15 protein-coding genes are annotated in these 15810 nt (G+C 70.4%); 7 read left to right on the top strand and 8 right to left on the bottom strand.

Annotation, left to right across the window (positions count from 1 at the left end; all coding sequences use genetic code 11):
* Positions 1-274 precede the first annotated feature (274 nt).
* The 3 genes from E3T37_RS10765 to E3T37_RS10755 all read left to right on the top strand — a co-directional run bounded on the left by E3T37_RS10765 (position 275) and on the right by E3T37_RS10755 (position 2710).
* Positions 275-1234: a DMT family transporter gene (locus E3T37_RS10765; protein ID WP_134366781.1), complete on the top strand. Its 960-nt coding sequence runs from the start codon at positions 275-277 to the stop codon at positions 1232-1234.
* Between the two features lie 145 nt (positions 1235-1379).
* A complete protein-coding gene (locus E3T37_RS10760; protein WP_134366778.1) occupies positions 1380-1781 on the top strand; it encodes a chorismate mutase in 402 nt (133 codons plus the stop codon).
* Complete coding sequence (locus E3T37_RS10755) at positions 1778-2710, top strand: SDR family NAD(P)-dependent oxidoreductase (protein WP_134366777.1); 933 nt, start codon at positions 1778-1780, stop codon at positions 2708-2710. Before E3T37_RS10760 ends, E3T37_RS10755 begins: the two co-directional genes overlap by 4 nt.
* A gap of 91 nt (positions 2711-2801) precedes the next feature.
* Here the strand turns inward: E3T37_RS10755 and E3T37_RS10750 are convergent, their stop codons facing one another.
* The 3 genes from E3T37_RS10750 to E3T37_RS10740 form a co-directional block, all read right to left on the bottom strand.
* The gene (locus E3T37_RS10750) at positions 2802-3431 is read right to left on the bottom strand and encodes a hypothetical protein (protein WP_241981067.1); all 630 of its coding nucleotides are present in this window, start codon (positions 3429-3431) and stop codon (positions 2802-2804) included.
* Positions 3432-3948: 517 nt separating this feature from the next.
* A complete protein-coding gene (purL, locus tag E3T37_RS10745) occupies positions 3949-6258 on the bottom strand; it encodes a phosphoribosylformylglycinamidine synthase subunit PurL (protein ID WP_134366775.1) in 2310 nt (769 codons plus the stop codon).
* 196 nt (positions 6259-6454) lie between these two features.
* Entirely contained in the window at positions 6455-6916 is a 462-nt protein-coding gene (locus tag E3T37_RS10740) for a DUF3817 domain-containing protein (RefSeq protein WP_241976217.1), read from the bottom strand.
* Positions 6917-7149: 233 nt separating this feature from the next.
* Between E3T37_RS10740 and E3T37_RS10735 the strand changes: the two genes are divergently transcribed.
* Entirely contained in the window at positions 7150-7422 is a 273-nt protein-coding gene (locus tag E3T37_RS10735; RefSeq protein WP_198416035.1) for a hypothetical protein, read from the top strand.
* Positions 7423-7474: 52 nt separating this feature from the next.
* The gene (gene mgrA / locus E3T37_RS10730) at positions 7475-8500 is read left to right on the top strand and encodes an L-glyceraldehyde 3-phosphate reductase (protein ID WP_134366773.1); all 1026 of its coding nucleotides are present in this window, start codon (positions 7475-7477) and stop codon (positions 8498-8500) included.
* A gap of 371 nt (positions 8501-8871) precedes the next feature.
* Here the strand turns inward: mgrA and purQ are convergent, their stop codons facing one another.
* The 5 genes from purQ to kynA all read right to left on the bottom strand — a co-directional run bounded on the left by purQ (position 8872) and on the right by kynA (position 13438).
* The gene (purQ, locus tag E3T37_RS10725; RefSeq protein WP_134366772.1) at positions 8872-9570 is read right to left on the bottom strand and encodes a phosphoribosylformylglycinamidine synthase subunit PurQ; all 699 of its coding nucleotides are present in this window, start codon (positions 9568-9570) and stop codon (positions 8872-8874) included.
* Complete coding sequence (gene purS / locus E3T37_RS10720) at positions 9570-9839, bottom strand: phosphoribosylformylglycinamidine synthase subunit PurS (protein ID WP_134366771.1); 270 nt, start codon at positions 9837-9839, stop codon at positions 9570-9572. Before purS ends, purQ begins: the two co-directional genes overlap by 1 nt.
* A 39-nt stretch (positions 9840-9878) precedes the next feature.
* Positions 9879-11282, bottom strand: coding sequence for a kynureninase (locus tag E3T37_RS10715; protein WP_134366770.1), 1404 nt, complete (start codon positions 11280-11282; stop codon positions 9879-9881).
* Between the two features lie 163 nt (positions 11283-11445).
* The gene (locus E3T37_RS17040) at positions 11446-12576 is read right to left on the bottom strand and encodes an amidohydrolase (RefSeq protein ID WP_174776553.1); all 1131 of its coding nucleotides are present in this window, start codon (positions 12574-12576) and stop codon (positions 11446-11448) included.
* A gap of 7 nt (positions 12577-12583) precedes the next feature.
* Positions 12584-13438 (bottom strand): tryptophan 2,3-dioxygenase, encoded by an 855-nt coding sequence (kynA, locus tag E3T37_RS10705; protein ID WP_134366769.1) that lies wholly within the window; start codon positions 13436-13438, stop codon positions 12584-12586.
* Between the two features lie 133 nt (positions 13439-13571).
* On the opposite strand from kynA, the gene E3T37_RS10700 reads away from it, so the two are divergent.
* Together E3T37_RS10700 and E3T37_RS10695 are read left to right on the top strand one after the other, a co-directional pair.
* Positions 13572-14318: a TetR/AcrR family transcriptional regulator gene (locus E3T37_RS10700; protein WP_160141072.1), complete on the top strand. Its 747-nt coding sequence runs from the start codon at positions 13572-13574 to the stop codon at positions 14316-14318.
* The gene (locus E3T37_RS10695) at positions 14319-15413 is read left to right on the top strand and encodes a LacI family DNA-binding transcriptional regulator (protein ID WP_134366767.1); all 1095 of its coding nucleotides are present in this window, start codon (positions 14319-14321) and stop codon (positions 15411-15413) included. It abuts the gene before it with no gap.
* Positions 15414-15810: the final 397 nt, after the last annotated feature.

Genomic DNA, 15810 nt, shown 5'->3' with positions numbered 1-15810 from the left:
TCGCCCTCGCCATGCTCAGCCTCGGCGGCCACAAACCAGTACTCCCCGGCCGGGTTTAACCCACGGTTACGACAGGAGAGCCAAAATCTCCGTCGAATTCGTTCGGTGCGGCAGAGGGATGGCGGGCGCGATCGGGTCGCTCCTGCCATTCCCCGGCGGGTTTCGGACGACGCGTTCCGCACCGGCACCCCGCGCCGGCCGGGCGCGATACAGTCGGCTGGTGAGAGACGCCCCCGCCGCCGCGAAGACCCTAGTCACCCTCCAGTTCCTGGGCATGGGTGTGGTCTGGGGATCCAGCTTCCTGTTCATGAAGATCGCCCTGGACGGCGTCACGTTCGGCCAGGTCGCCTGGTCCCGGCTGGTGCTGGGCGGGCTCACCCTCGGCCTGATCGTGCTGATCAGCCGGCCGCGGGTGGCCACCGGGCCGGTGCTGCCGCGCGAGAAGATCGTCTGGCTGCATTTTTTGGTGATCGCGATCACCGGATGCGTCGTGCCGCACCTTCTGTTCGCGTGGGCCGAGCAGTACGTGTCCTCGAGCCTGGCCAGCATCTACAACGCCGTCACCCCGATCATGACCGCGGTGATGGCGACGCTCGCGTTCCGGGTGGAGCGGCTCGCGCGAGCCCAGGTGGCGGGCATCCTCGTGGGGATCGCGGGGGTGGTCGTGATCATCGGGCCTTGGCGCTACGCGGCCCTGACCGGCGACCTCTGGGGCCAGCTGGCCTGCCTGGGCGCAGCGGTCTGCTACGGCTTCACCTTCGGGTACACCCGCCGGTTCCTCAGCGGGCGGCCGATCGCGGGCGCGACCTTCGCGTTCCTCAACATCGGGCTCGCCGGGGCGATCATGCTCGTGGCCACGCCGCTGGTGGCGTGGCATCCGGTGGCGCTGACCCTGCCGATCGTCGCCGGCCTGGTCGCCCTCGGGGCGCTCGGGACCGGAGTCGCCTACATCTGGAACATCAACGTGCTGCGCGCCTGGGGACCCACGAACGCGTCCACCGTGACCTACGTCACCCCGGTGGTCGGCGTGGTGCTCGGAGTGCTGGTACTCCGCGAGACGTTCTCCTGGCATGAACCGGTCGGCGCGGGGCTGGTGCTGCTCGGGATCCTGCTGACACAGCGGCGGCTGCGCCTGCCCCGGGCGCTGCCCCTGGCGCTGCGGGGGCGGCGGATGCGCGCCGAGGTCGACACTTCCGGTCCAGATCGACTGGCGCGCGAGGCTAATTCGACCTGAACTGTCGAACTCGGCGCGGACTGCGGGGGCGCGAGACGGCGCCGAACTCGACACTTCCGGTCGAGATCGTCCGGTGTACCGGACGACCGGAACGGGCGACCTCGGCGGGGGAGGCGAGCAGCGCACGAAACGGTATCGTCGAACCATGGCTGCACACGAGGAATTGCCCGCCGGCGCGGGTCAGGAAGCGATCGACGAGCTCGGCAGCATCCGTCAGAGCATCGACAACATTGACGCCGCGCTGATTCACCTGCTCGCGGAGCGCTTCAAGTTCACCCAGCAGGTGGGCCGGCTCAAGGCCACGCACGGCCTGCCGCCCGCCGACCCGGAGCGGGAGCTGTTGCAGATCCAACGGCTGCGAGGCCTGGCCGAGGAGGCCCGCCTCGACCCGGGGTTCGCCGAGAAGTTCCTGAACTTCATCATCGCCGAGGTCATCCACCACCACGAGAAGATCGCCGGCACCGAGTCGGCGAGCACCGGTGCGCCGCGCGCGGCCGGGTCCCCGGCGCAGGCGGGCACCCCCGCGACCCCGTCCGCCTCCGCATGAGCGCGCGGACGGAACGACTCCCCGGCCAGTCCGGCAAGACCTTCGTCATCACCGGCGCCAACGCGGGCTTGGGATACTTCGCCAGCGAGCAGCTCGCCGCGGCGGGCGCCCACGTCGTGCTCGCCTGCCGCAATCCGGCCAAAACGGATGCCGCCCTCGCGGCCATCCGCGGCCGGGTGCCGGGCGCATCCGTGTCGGCCGTGCCGCTCGATACCGCCGATCTCGCCTCGGTGCGCATCGCGTCGGCCGCGCTGCTCGAGTTGCCCCGCATCGACGGTCTCATCCTCAACGCCGGGATCGTGCACCCGCCGCGCACCCGCGAGGTGAGCCCCGACGGCCACGAACTCGTGTTCGCAACCAACTACCTGGGCCATGTCGCGCTCACGATGCAGGTGACGCCCGTGCTGCGGCGCACCCCGGGCAGCCGGGTCGTGGCGCTGGGATCGATGATCTCACGTCTGCTGGACTCCTCGCTCGACGACCTGGAACTGGAGCACGGCTATAACCGGTGGCGTGCCTACGCCCAGTCGAAGATCGCGATGCAGGTGTTCGGGTTCGAGCTGGACCGGCGGCTGCGCGCGGCCGGGGCGGGCGGCGCTGACGGGGTGCAGAGCCTCGTCGCGCACCCCGGTTACTCGATCTCGGGGCTGACGCCGGGCATCCGTGGGGTGAACGAACCCTCGCGGGTCAGCCGTTTCGCCGACATCCTGCAGGGCGTCGCCGCACAGGGCAAGGACGTCGGCGCGTGGCCGATCGTGCGTGCCGCCGTCGACCCGGCCGCCCGCGGCGGCGACTACTACGGCCCGCGCTATCTCACCCGGGGCGTCCCGAGCCTGCAGTCGCCGACGCGCACCTCGGTCAATCTCGCGGTCGCCGAGCGGCTCTGGTCGCGAACCGAGGCGATCCTCGGCGCCCCCTTCGCTCTCTAGCGGCCCCGCCTCCGGACCCGCGTGCGCTCAAAACGCCGCCAAGCCAGGTGGGATAGCGGCGTTTTGAGCGCACGCACCGCCATAGGGGGCGTCAGGGGCGCCAACCGCGATCGAGAAGTGCGGTTCGGATCCGGGCGAGGATCGCTTGCGGGCGGTGGGATTTGTTGACACGGATGACCCGCCATCCTTCTTCCATGGGCTCGTCCAGGCGGTCGATGTCGCGGTGAAACTGTTTTTCGTCTTCGCGGTGCTGCCCTCCGTCGTACTCGATCAGGATCTTGTAGCGAACGTACGCAAGATCGCCCAGGGCCATGAAGGCGCCGTAGCGATTGAGGAGTGTCAGATTCACTTCCGGCTCCGGCAGGCCGGCCCGGACGATGAGGAGACGGAGCACTGTTTCCTTGGGAGAATCGGTGCGCGCACGCACCTGAGCCAGAGCCTCACGCAGGCGACGTGCACCGGGCAAGCCGGCCTGCCGTGCCACAGCCGACTGCAGCTCTGCCATCGTCGCCGGAGGCCGCTGGCGGCGCACGAGGGAGTCGCCCAGGATGATCAGTTCATCGAGGGTGAGAACGGTCGACAGTTGGACCCACGCGTCGACCTCTGACGCGACGGAGACATGTCCCACCGAGACGATGCGCACCCGGTCCAGGGGAATCAAATGCCCGCGCACACCCTTGCCGGTGCGGCGACTGGTCCGTACGCTCGTGCCGACGTCCACGAGTGACCTTTCGAGCAGCCGTGCGGGGAGCGGCAGCCCGTGGAGAAGCGCGGCCGTCGCGTGGCTGAAGAACTGATCTGCGGGCATCCGTACCGCGTAGTTGACGGCCTGGGTGCACACTGCGGCACGGATCCGGGCCCACCGGTCCGCGTCGCTGGTAGGAGCCGGAGCCTGGCTGGGGCCCGCGGGCGCGCGCACGCCGTGGAAGGGCCGCGCGAGGTCGCTGCGCCGCAGCCGCCCGGAATTGACCCCCAGCCGACGAGCGTCGGCTACGGAAAAAGGCCCGTCACCAAGCTCGGACGGCAACTCCGAAGGCGGTCTCATCGCACGATGATGCCACCCCGCCGTCGCCCGTCCTGCACTCTCTCCACAGGCATCCGTGGGTGCGCTGACCGGCAGCGCTTGCGTGCGCGCAAAGCGCCGCTTCCGCCCCGGCGATGGCGGTCAGTTGGCCGCACGCGGGGGACGGAGGAGAAGCGGAGGAGCGGAGGAGCGGAGGAGCGGAGGAGCGGAACCCTTACTGCGCGAAGCGGGAGGGGAGGGTGCTGCGGTGACGAGACTGCAGATCGGCCAGCGACACCGTGAACTGGCCCTGGATCTCCAGAGTCGACGAGGTCGAGTCGGTCACGCCGATGCGCAGCACGGGGTAGTTACGGCCCTCGCACAGGCCGAGGAACTTCACGTCGTCCTCGCGCGGAACCGACACGATCACGCGGCCGGCCGACTCCGAGAACAGGGCGACGGATGCGTCGATCCCGTCGCGCTCGCAGATGTCGCCGAGCCACACGCGGGCTCCGACCCCGAACCGGAGCACGGCTTCGGCCAGGGTCTGCGCGAGCCCGCCCGAGCTGAGGTCGTGCGCGCTGTCGATCAGGGCCTCGATCGAGGCCGCGTGCAGCAGCCCGGCGAGGGCGGCTTCGCCGGCCAGGTCGACCACGGGCGGGAGGCCGCCGAGGTGGTCGTGGATGACGCCGGCCCAGGCCGAGCCGTCGAGCTCCTCGCGGGTGACGCCGAGCAGGTAGATGTTGTGGCCGTCGTCCTGCCAGCCGCTGGGCACGCGGCGGGCGACGTCGTCGATCACGCCGAGCACGGCGACGACGGGGGTCGGGAAGATCGGCTGGTCGCCGGTCTGATTGTAGAAGGAGACGTTGCCGCCGGTGACCGGGATCTCGAGCGCCAGGCATCCGTCGGCCAGGCCGTCGACCGTCTTCGAGAACTGCCACATGACCTCGGGGTTCTCCGGCGAACCGAAGTTGAGGCAGTCGCTGATGCCGACCGGCACCGCGCCGGTGACGGCCACGTTGCGGTAGGCCTCGGCGAGGGCGAGCTGCGCGCCGCGGTACGGGTCGAGCTGGCAGTAGCGGCCGTTCGCGTCCGTGGCGATGACGAAGCCGAGGCCCGACTCCTCGTCGATGCGGATCATTCCCGCGTCGTCGGGGAACGAGAGGGCCGTGTTGCCCATCACGTAGCGGTCGTACTGGTCGGTGATCCAGCTCGGGTCGGCCAGGTTCGGCGAGCCGAGCAGGGCCAGGAACTGCTCGCGCAGCACCGCGGCATCCGTCGAACGGGGCAGCGCGCAGGCGGTGTCGGCCTGCAGCGCGTCGAGCCAGGTCGGGTAGGCGACCGGACGGTCGTAGACCGGGCCGTCGACGGCGACGGTGCGCGGATCGACGTTGACGATCTCTTCGCCGTGCCAGTCGATGATGAGGCGGCCGGAGTCGGTGACCTCGCCCAGCACGCTGGTCTCGACGTCCCATTTGGCGGTCACCGCGAGGAAGCCGGCGAGCTTCTCCGGGGTGACGACGGCCATCATCCGTTCCTGGCTCTCGCTCATCAGGATCTCTTCGGCCGTCAGGGTCGGGTCGCGCAGCAGCACCTTGTCGAGCTCGATGAACATGCCGCCGTCGCCGTTGGAGGCGAGCTCGCTGGTGGCGCAGGAGATGCCCGCGGCGCCCAGGTCCTGGATGCCCTCGACGAGCTTGTCGCGGTAGAGCTCGAGGCAGCACTCGATCAGCACCTTCTCCGCGAACGGGTCGCCGACCTGCACGGCGGGCCGCTTGGTGGGGCCGCCTTCGGAGAAGGTGTCCGAGGCGAGAATGGATGCCCCGCCGATGCCGTCGCCGCCGGTGCGGGCTCCGAAGAGCACCACCTGGTTGCCCGCGCCGGTGGCGTTGGCGAGGTGCAGGTCCTCGTGGCGCAGCACGCCCACGGAGAGCGCGTTGACGAGCGGGTTGCCCTGGTAGACCTTGTCGAACCAGGTCTCGCCGCCGATGTTGGGCAGGCCGAGGCAGTTGCCGTAGAAGGAGATGCCGGACACGACGCCGTGCACGACGCGGGCGGTGTCGGGGTCGTCGATGTCGCCGAAGCGGAGCGCGTCCATCACGGCGACCGGGCGCGCGCCCATCGAGATGATGTCGCGCACGATGCCGCCGACGCCGGTCGCGGCACCCTGGAACGGCTCGATGTAGGAGGGGTGGTTGTGCGATTCGATCTTGAACGTGACCGCCCAGCCCTCGCCGACATCCAGCACACCGGCGTTCTCGCCCATGCCGACCATGAGGTTCTTCTTCATGGCGGGGGAGACCTTCTCGCCGAACGAGCGCAGGTACTTCTTCGAGCTCTTGTAGGAGCAGTGCTCGCTCCACATCACCGAATACATGGCGAGCTCGCCGCTCGTGGGGCGGCGGCCGAGGATCTGGCGGATCTCCGCGTACTCGCCCGGGGTCAGCCCCAGCGCGTCGAACGGCTGCTCTTTCTCGGGCGTCGCAATCGCGTTCGCAACGGTGTCGGCAATGCCGCGGGAGGGTGTGGTGGTAACAGCGGTCACGAGGCGTTCTCCCAGGGATAGCGGATGCTTGACCCGTCGAGTCTACCCGCGCTCCGCGGCGCCGTGGCTGCGGTGTCCGCCGGGCGCCGGCTGCGCCCGGGCTGCGCCCTAGCTGCGGTCGGGCTGCGCGCCGGCTGCGCCCGGGGTGTGCCCTAGCTGCGCCCGGGGTGTGCCCTAGCTGCGCCCGGGGTGTGCCCTAGCTGCGGCCGCCGGGAGGGCCCAGCGTCAGCAGCACGGCCATGATCGCGGCAACAGCCACGACGAAACTGCTGATCAGCACGGCCGGACGGTTCAGCAGCCAGCGCAGCAGGGCACCCACCCAGGTGTGATCGCGCGGATCGTCCGTGGCGACGCGGCGCCAGTCGCCGTCGAGCCGGCCGGTGCGGTCCAGACGGATGTCGAACGGCACCGTCGCGTAGGGAACGATCGCCGTGATCACGGCGAGCACCATCAGCCGGATCGGCCAGCGCTGGTTCAGGCCCACCAGGACGGCGGTCAGGGCGTAGGTGATGAAGACGAAACCGTGCAGGGAGCCGAAGATCAGGAGCGGGGTGCCGCCGGCATCCGTCAGGTATTTGAGCACCATGCCGGTGATCAGGAGGGTCCAGGTCACGGCCTCGGCGATGGCGACGGTGCGGTAGAACAGGCGGGGAGACACGGGGAACACTCCTGGGGGGTGGGGAACGGGGTCGCCTCGATCTTCGCAGGATCGCGGGGCCCGGCGCATCCGCCGAAAGGATGACTCCGCAGATCGGCAAGCCAGGTCGTGTCGGCGTGGTCCGGCCCTATGCAGGCGAACGAACCCGGTGCACACTGCATCTTCATGAGCACATCGGGGAAGACACTGCAGATCGAGCTCGAAGACGTCGGGGGACGTCGTGGTGGGCAGGCGTGCTCACCATCCTGGCCTCACAGACGGGCAGCATGACCCTCCGCTCCGTCGGCCGGGTCGACGGCGAACGCCGGTACAAGAGCGACATGTTCTCGTCGACCCGCACGGTCGTGCCGACGCCGCCGGAAGAGGCCTTCGCACCCGGGACGACCAAAAGCCTGACGAAACTGCGGCGTGAGATCGAAGCGGATGGCTGGGTCGAGACCGGCCGCGGACCGCAGCCGTATGCGTTCACCTTCGTGCGGCCCGACGGCACGACAAGCGGACCGTGACCACGCGGGGCGCACGGGCCGGCCGCCCAGCCGGCTCTGCCAGTCTGGAGGAATGACGTACCTTCCCGCAGACACCCGTTACGACTCCATGCCCTACCGCCGCACGGGGCAGAGCGGCCTCAAACTGCCCGCGATCTCGCTCGGCCTCTGGCAGAACTTCGGCGGCACCGCGCCGCTGGAAACGCAGCGCGCCATCCTGCGCCGCGCCTTCGATCTGGGCGTCACCCACTTCGACCTGGCCAACAACTACGGCCCGCCCTACGGCAGCGCGGAGAGCAACTTCGGCGTGCACCTCGCGCGGGACTTCGCCCCGCACCGCGACGAACTCGTCATCTCCACCAAGGCCGGCTACGACATGTGGCCGGGGCCGTACGGCAACTTCGGCTCCCGCAAGTACCTGCTCTCAAGCCTCGACCAGTCCCTCGGCCGGATGGGCCTGGACCACGTCGACATCTTCTACTCCCACCGGGCCGACCCCGACACCCCGCTCGAGGAGACCATGGGCGCCTTGCACACGGCTGTCACGAGTGGCCGGGCCCTGTACGCCGGCATCTCGTCGTACTCGCCCGAGCGCACCCGCCAGGCGGCCGCGATCCTCGCCGAGATGGGCACACCGCTGCTGATCCACCAGCCCTCCTACTCGATGTTCAACCGCTGGGTCGAAGACGGACTGCTCGATACCCTCGACGACCTCGGCGTCGGCTGCATCGCTTTCTCCCCGCTGGCGCAGGGGCTGCTCACCGACCGGTACCTGAACGGGGTGCCGGAGGGCTCCCGCGCCTCGCAGGCCGGTTCGATGAGCCGCGACATGGTGAACGATGCGACGGTGGGGCGCATCCGTGCCCTGACCGAGATCGCGGATGCCCGCGGCCAGTCGCTCGCCCAGCTCGCCCTGTCCTGGGTGCTGCGGCGCGAAACCGTCACCTCGGCGCTCGTCGGCGCCTCCTCGGTTGCGCAGCTGGAGACCAACATCGCCGCCATCGACAACCTCGCGTTCACCGCGGGAGAGGTCACCGCGATCGACGAACACGCCGTCGACATGGGCATCAACCTGTGGGAGCCGTCCAGCGCCGTCTGATCCCGGCGCGCGCCGTCTGATCTCGCGCCGAGTTCGACGGTTCCGGTCGAGTTAGCCGGGTCTGCCGGACGAACTCGACCGGAAGTGTCGAACTCGACGGATGCCGCGGGTGTAGAGGCGCCCGCGCGGACGCACAGGCGTGCGGACGCGCAGGACGCGACGGGCTCGCGGGGGCGGCAACCCCGCGGCGCAGCAGCGGGCAGCCGGGTAAGCCGCCGGGAGCCCCGGACGACTTGCGAGAGTTCCCGTTCCGGTCGAGAGTGACCCTCGGAACGGGCACTCTCGACCGGAACGGGAACTCTCGGGTTGACGGATGCAGCGGCCGCACGACGCGAGAGCCGGCGTCGAGTAACGGCGCCGAGCGGATGCTGCTAGGCGGTGACGAGCATCCGTTTGATCACGGAGCTGAAGAAGGTGAGCCCGTCCGTGCCGCTGCGCATGGCGTCATCGGTGTCGGGGCCGAAGCCGGGCTCGACGGCGTGCTCGGGGTGCGGCATCAGGCCGACGACGTTGCCGCGCTTGTTGCTGATGCCGGCGATGTCGTTGAGGGACCCGTTCGGGTTCATGCCGACGTAGCGCACGACGACGCGCTCTTCGCCCTCGAGGCGCTCCATCGTGTCGGCTGAGGCGGTGAATCCGCCCTCGCCGTTCTTGAGCGGGATGGTGATCTCCTGGCCGGCCGCGAAGCCGCCGGTCCAGTCGGTGAAGGTGTTCTCGACCCGCAGCTGCTGGTCGCGGCAGATGAACAGGCCGTGGTCGTTGCGGATCAGCCCGCCCTCGAGCAGGTGCGCCTCGGCGAGCATCTGGAAGCCGTTGCAGATGCCGAGTACGGGCATCCCCTTGTTGGCGGCGTCGATGACCTCGGCCATGATCGGCGAGAGGCTGGCGATGGCGCCACAGCGCAGGTAGTCGCCGTAGCTGAAGCCGCCGGGCAGCACCAGCGCGTCGACGCCGTGCAGGTCGTGCTCGCCGTGCCAGAGGGCGACGGCCTCGGCGCCGGCGAGGCGGATCGCGCGCTGCGCGTCGCGGTCGTCGAGCGAGCCGGGGAAGGTGACGACGCCGATGCGCATCAGTGCGTCTCTCCGGCGGGCGCCTCCAGCACGTGGATGCCAACGACATCCTCGATCACGGAGTTGGAGAGCACTGTGTCGGCCAGTTCCCGCACCTCGGCGAGAACGGCGTCATCGACGTGACCCTCGACGGTGATCTCGAACCGCTTGCCCAGGCGGACACTGGTGAAGCGGGTCTTGCCGAGGCGACCGAGGGCGCCGGCGACGGCCTTCCCCTGCGGGTCGAGCAGCTCGGCCTTGGGCATGACTTCTACGACGATTGTTGGCATGGCTCACTCCGGAGACGTCGGGGGGTGGATTCCACGATTCTACAGGCCGACCCCCGCGCCGCCGCGCGAGCCGCCGAGACCGCCGGCGACGCTGCCGCCGAACCCGTTCGCGGGTGTCGCGCCGAGCCCGCTCTGCCCCAGCAGCACGCCCCGCAGCACGTCGCGGATCGCCGCGATGCCCTCGAACGTCTCGACGAAGCTGGTGCTGAGGGGGGACAGCCCGATCCGGAGGCCGTCGGGGGAGCGGAAATCGGGGATCACGTCGTGCTCCCACAAGATGCGGGTGACCTGGCCCATGGCCGGGTGGGTCACCGTGACGTGGCCGCCGCGGTGGGTGTGCTCGCGGGGCGAGGCGAGGGTGACGCCCAGCGGGGCCAGCCAGGCGTCGACGAGGGTGACCGCGAACTCGGTCAGCGCCACTGACTTCGCCCGCACCTGCTCGATGCCGGCCTCCTCGATCATCGCGATCGTGTCCTGCATGGCCAGCATCCCGACGATGGGCGGGGTTCCGCTCATGAAACGACGGATGCCGGCGGCCGGCACATACCCGGGGCCCATCGTGAAGACATCCTTCGTTCCCATCCAGCCCTGGATCGGCTGCGTGAGCACGTCCTGCAGGTCTCGGCGAACATAGCCGAACGCCGGGGCGCCCGGGCCTCCGTTGAGGTACTTGTAGGAGCAGCCGACGGCCAGGTCGACGTCGCAGAGGTCGAGTTCGACCGCCACGGAGCCGACCGAGTGGCTGAGATCCCAGAGCACGAGCCCGCCCACGGCGTGCACCACCTCGGTGATCTGGCGCATGTCGGCGAGGAAACCCGAGCGGTAGGCGACATGGCTCAGCAGCACGAGGGCGGTCTGCGGGCCCACCGCCTGCCGCACCTGCTCGACCGTGACACCGCTGGCGGGATCGGAGTGGATCCAGTGCAGGGTGAGGCCGCGTTCGGCGGCGATGCCCTCGAGCAGGTAGCGGTCGGTCGGGAAGTTGTCGGTGTCGAGCACGATCTCGGTGCGCACCGGGTCGACGTCGATGCGGCGGTAGTCCACCGCGGCGCGAGCCAGCTTGTAGAGCAGCACGGTGGTGGAATCGCCCACGAAGACCTGGCCGGGGCCCGCGCCGAGCGCGGCGCGGCCGAGGTCGTCGCCGATCTTCAGGGGCAGGTCCATCCACTCCTCGTCCCAGCCGCGGATCAGTCGGGTGCCCCAGTCGTGGGTGAGGAAATCGGCGATGCGGGCCACGCTGGCCCGGGTCGGCCGGCCGAGGGAGTTGCCGTCGAGGTAGGCGAACGGGTTCGGGGACGCATCGGCCGTGGACCCTGTCTCGATCCCGACGAACTGCCGCCGGTAGTGGCCGAGGCCGTCGATGCGGTCCATCCGGCGGGCGAAGGCGAGGTGGGCGTCCTGGCCGCCGAGTCCGAGGGACGAGCTGTCGGTGCTGGGTGTCATCTGGATTCCTCGAGTTCGAGCGGATCGGTGCGCCGTGCTGGCAGTATCCCACCCGCGCGGGGTGGCCCGCCACGGGTGCCGCCCGGGTGGGCACTGAGCCTACAGGCCCGGGTGGGCTGCCCCGCCGACGGACCGTTCCGGTCGAGAGTGGCCGTTCCGCCGGTCACTCTCGACCGGAACGGGCTCGGTGACATCGGTGGCTTCGATGGGCTTCGGTGGCTTCGGCGGCATCGGCGGCCCGCGCGGTGCACAGCCAGGCGCTGAAGGCGGCCGGGTCGTCGGGGCGCTCGCCGCGCAGCAGGGTGACGAGGCGGCCGGGGTCGGCCGGCGCCGGACCGTGTCGCTCGGGACCGGGCCGTCCCGGGGCGCGCAGCACGTTCCGAAAACGACCGAGGTGCTCGGCCGTCAGCGCGCGGATCACGTCGTCACCGGTCAGCCCCGCAGCCAGCAGCGCGTCGATCTCCCGGCGGTTGAGCCCCACCGGCAGCGGTCCGTTGCCGAGGTCCGTGCCGTAGAGCACCTGGCCGCCCGCCCGGTGGAACCGGCGCAGATTGTCGACGGCTCGGTCGAAGTCGTCGTCGGGTTCGCCGTACCCGTGGATGTCGAGGGTGCTGATCCACGTCATCCGGCCGGCCATGGCCGCGAGCAGGGCGTCGTCCAACCGCTCGGTGAACGGCGTGTGCGCCAGCGCGTCCACCCCGCCGCGGAAGGCCCGGAGGGCCTGCCCGGCCCCCTCGGCGTGGGCCGCGACCGGCATCTCGTGCTCGTGGGCGCGGGCGACGATGGCCGAGAGCAGACCGTCGGACAGCACCGGCCCGGCCGCCGAGTTGAGCGTGACCTTGATCACGGATGCCCCGAGCGCGAGTTGGGCGTCGACGACGACCGCGGCATCCGTCGTCCGGGCCACAAAACGGATGCTGCCGGCTGGCGCCCAGGACCGCCCGCTCGGGTAGCCGCCCGGCGCGGCCAGAAACTGTCCCGCGAACACGGCCTCCGGCAGCCCCGCTCGCCCTTCCGCCGAGTTCGCCGCTTGCGGTCGAGTTCGACTGGCACGCGGGTCGAACTCGACCGGAACCGGCGAACTCGGCGAGCCCTGCGGCTCCTGCGGCTCCCCGGACTCGCGCGAACCCGGCGACTCCGGCCCGCTCGGGGTCCAGCCGCCCAAGTCGAGCACCCGCGCGATCCCGCCCGCGGTGAGCGGGGCCGGGTCGATCAGCGCCAGGTGCACGTGAGCGTCCAGGAAGCCGGGGAGCACGGTCGCGGCGGCCGGCCCGCGGGGCGCGGCCCGGGTCATCCGTGCCTCACGTTCCGAGCTCGGTGCGCACGGCGAAGAGCTCGGGGAAGAAGGTCAGCTCGAGCGCCTTCTGCAGGAAGGCGGCGCCGCTCGACCCGCCGGTGCCGGTTTTCATGCCGATGATGCGTTGCACGGTCTTGAGGTGGCGGAAGCGCCAGAGCTGGAAGTTGTCCTCGAGGTCGACGAGTTCTTCGCAGGCCTCGTAGGCGCCCCAGTGCTCGGTGGAGTTCTCGTAGATGCCGCGGAACGTCGTGACGAGTTCCGGATGCAGCACCCAGGCCTCGGTGACGTCCCGCTCCAGCACGGCGGCGGGGATGGAGAAGCCCTGGCGGTGCAGGTAGCGCAGGAACTCGTCGTAGATGCTCGGAGCCGCGAGCATCTCGGACAGGAGCGCGTGCGCATCCGGGTCGCTCTCGAACACGCTGAGCATGCGCCGGTTCTTGTTGCCGAGCGCGAACTCGACGGCCCGGTATTGGTAGGACTGGAAGCCGGAGGAGTTTCCCAGGAAGTGCCGGAACTCGGCGTACTCGCTCGGGGTGAGGGTGGCCAGCACCGACCACTGCTCGGTCAGGGTGCGCTGGATGTGCTTGACCCGGGCGATGCACTTGAGCGCCGGGGCGATCTGGTCCCGGCGCAGGAACGCGGTCGCGGCGCGCAGCTCGTGCAGCACCAGCTTGAGCCAGAGCTCGGTCGTCTGGTGCTGGATGATGAAGAGCAGCTCGTCGTGGTGCTCGGGGGTGCTGACCGGCTTCTGGGCGCCCAGCAGGGTGTCCAGGTCCAGATAGGAGCCGTAGCTCATCCGTTCCCGGAAATCGGTGACGATCTCGGGGTCGAACTCCCGGGTGTTCTTTTCGACCGGCATGGTGCTCCGTTCCGTTCGTGGGCTGACTGCATTCTGGGGGACTGCCCGGACAGGCGCAACATCTCGGCACCCGACCGAGGGTCGTGGAGGAATCCCTCCGCGACGCCAAGGTTCGGGTCCTAGAATCAACCCCATGACTTCGTCCGAATCGACCCCGCAGGACGGGGCCCAGCCGAGACGGCGAGATGCCCGACAGAACCGTGAACGTCTGATCGTCGAGGCTCGGGCGCTGATCGCCGTGAACGGCGTCGACGCGTCCCTGGAGGAAATCGCCCGCCGCGCCGACGTGGGCGTGGCCACGCTCTACCGCAACTTCCCGACCCGCGACGACCTGGTGCGGGCCCTGCACGATCTCGCTCTGGCCGAACTGGCCACCGTGCGTGACGAGATCGCCGCCGCCCCCACGGCCTGGGCCGGCATCGTCGTCTACACCGAGCGCGTCGCGGAATGGCTCGTCGCCGACCCGTCGCTCCCACCCATCCTCAGGCGGATGGAGACGATCGACCCGAGCGTCGGCAAGGGCACCGCGTTCCAGGGCGTCATCACCTCCCTGGTCGCGCAGGCGAAGAAGGACGGCGACCTTCGGCCGGACGTAGACGCCGTCGACCTGGCCGTGCTGGTCACAATGGTGGGCTCGCTGGGCCTGCTCGGCGGCGCCTACAGCGGCCAGTGGCGGCGGCAACTGTCCGTCGTCCTCGACGGACTGCGCTCGCCCGACCGCGACCGGCCCAGGCTGCCGGGGCGTCCGCTGCGGTCGCGCGAATTCCAGGCGGCCGTGCACGGCCTGTCCCGGCGGGCCACCCGCGCTGCGTCGCGCGGCAACGCGGCCGGACCGTCCGGACCGGCTGGATCCGCCGGACCGGCCGGGCCCGGGGCCTAGATGAAGGCCGCGACCGTCTACGACGTCGCCGCCCATGCGGGGGTGTCGATCGCGACGGTCTCACGGGTGCTCCGTCGTCCGGGTGATGTACGCGCATCCACCAAGGCCCGCGTGCTGGCATCGGTGCAGGAGCTGGGCTACGTGCCGAGTGCCAGCGCCCGCAGCCTGGCCGCGCGCCGCACCGGCGTGCTCGGACTGTTCTTCCCGAGCATCGACGACGAGGAGAACCAGGCCGAGGCCGTCTTCGAGCAGGACACCCAGGTGCAGCTGGTCGTGGACATCCCCGACACCGGAGAGGTGCGCCCGCCGAACCTCTACTTCGACGAGGTGCTGCGCGGGAGCGAACGTGAGGCCTGGCGGCACGGCTTCGCCCTGATGGTCGGCGTCGGCCGCGGTTCGAACCCGGCCGCAATGGTCAACGACATCGCCGGCCGGGTCGACGGGATGGCGGTGCTCGCGCGCAGCGTTCCGGACGAACTGCTCGACCACGTCTCCCGGCGCATCCCGGTGGTGCTGATCGCCGGGCCGCGTCGCGGCGACGATTACGACCACGTCAGCGTGAGCAACACCGAGGGCATGCGCGCCCTGACGGGGCACCTGCTCGATCGGCACGGGGTGAGGGACCCGGTGTACGTCGCAGGTCCGGCGGACTCGCCCGACGACGCCGAGCGGCACCTGGGCTTCCGGCAGGCCCTCGAGGCGGCCGGCATCGACCCGGCCGCGCTGCCGGTGCTGCGCGGCAACTTCTCCCGGGTGCAGGCGCGAGCCGTCGCCGAGGAACTCCTCGCGGCCGGGACGCTGCCGCGGGCCCTGGTCTGCGGCAACGACCAGATGGCCCTGGGCCTGCTGGACGTGTTCGGCCCGGCGGGCGTGCGAGTGCCCGTGGACGTGATCGTGACCGGGTTCGACGGGATCGACGCCGGCCGCCTCTCGACCCCGCGCCTGACCACGGTGCACCAGCCGATGGGGGACCTGGGCCGCGCCGCGGTGAGGGCCATGCTCAGCCGGCTCGAGCACCCGGACCAGCCGCCGATCACCTCCCGCCTCCCCGTCAAGGTGCTGCTGCGGGAAAGTTCAGAGGGCGCGTCCGCCTGAGCCGGGATCCCGGGTGAGCCCTGGCCCGCGCGCCTTCGCCCACCTCGCCCGCCCGCCCGCGTGCGTCGCCCGCCCGCGTGCGTCGCCCGCCCGCGTGCCCGAACCCCAGCCGCGGGCGTGAACCAATTCGACGGAGATTTTGCCGGAATCAGGCTGAAACAGCCCGATTCCGGGTTTTTGGAGCAGTATCTCCGTCGAATTGGTTAGGGGCCGGGGGAAGCGGGGCGGGGGCCGCCGGAGGGCGCGGGGATTCGGGCGTCCGGGCATCCGTTTGCGCGTCTCAACAGCACAATGGATATTTTTCTTGCGTCCAGCGAATGTAAGCGCATACAGTAAAGGCATCGCCTCAGGTATTCCCGTTCGGTAGCGATACCGGCCTCGCTGCCGTATAGGTCAA

This window comes from Cryobacterium sp. TMT2-10 (genome assembly GCF_004403075.1).
Classification (GTDB): Bacteria; Actinomycetota; Actinomycetes; order Actinomycetales; family Microbacteriaceae; genus Cryobacterium; species Cryobacterium shii.
Note: the sequence above shows the minus strand (reverse complement) of the source record. Positions and strands in the feature narration are given on the sequence as shown.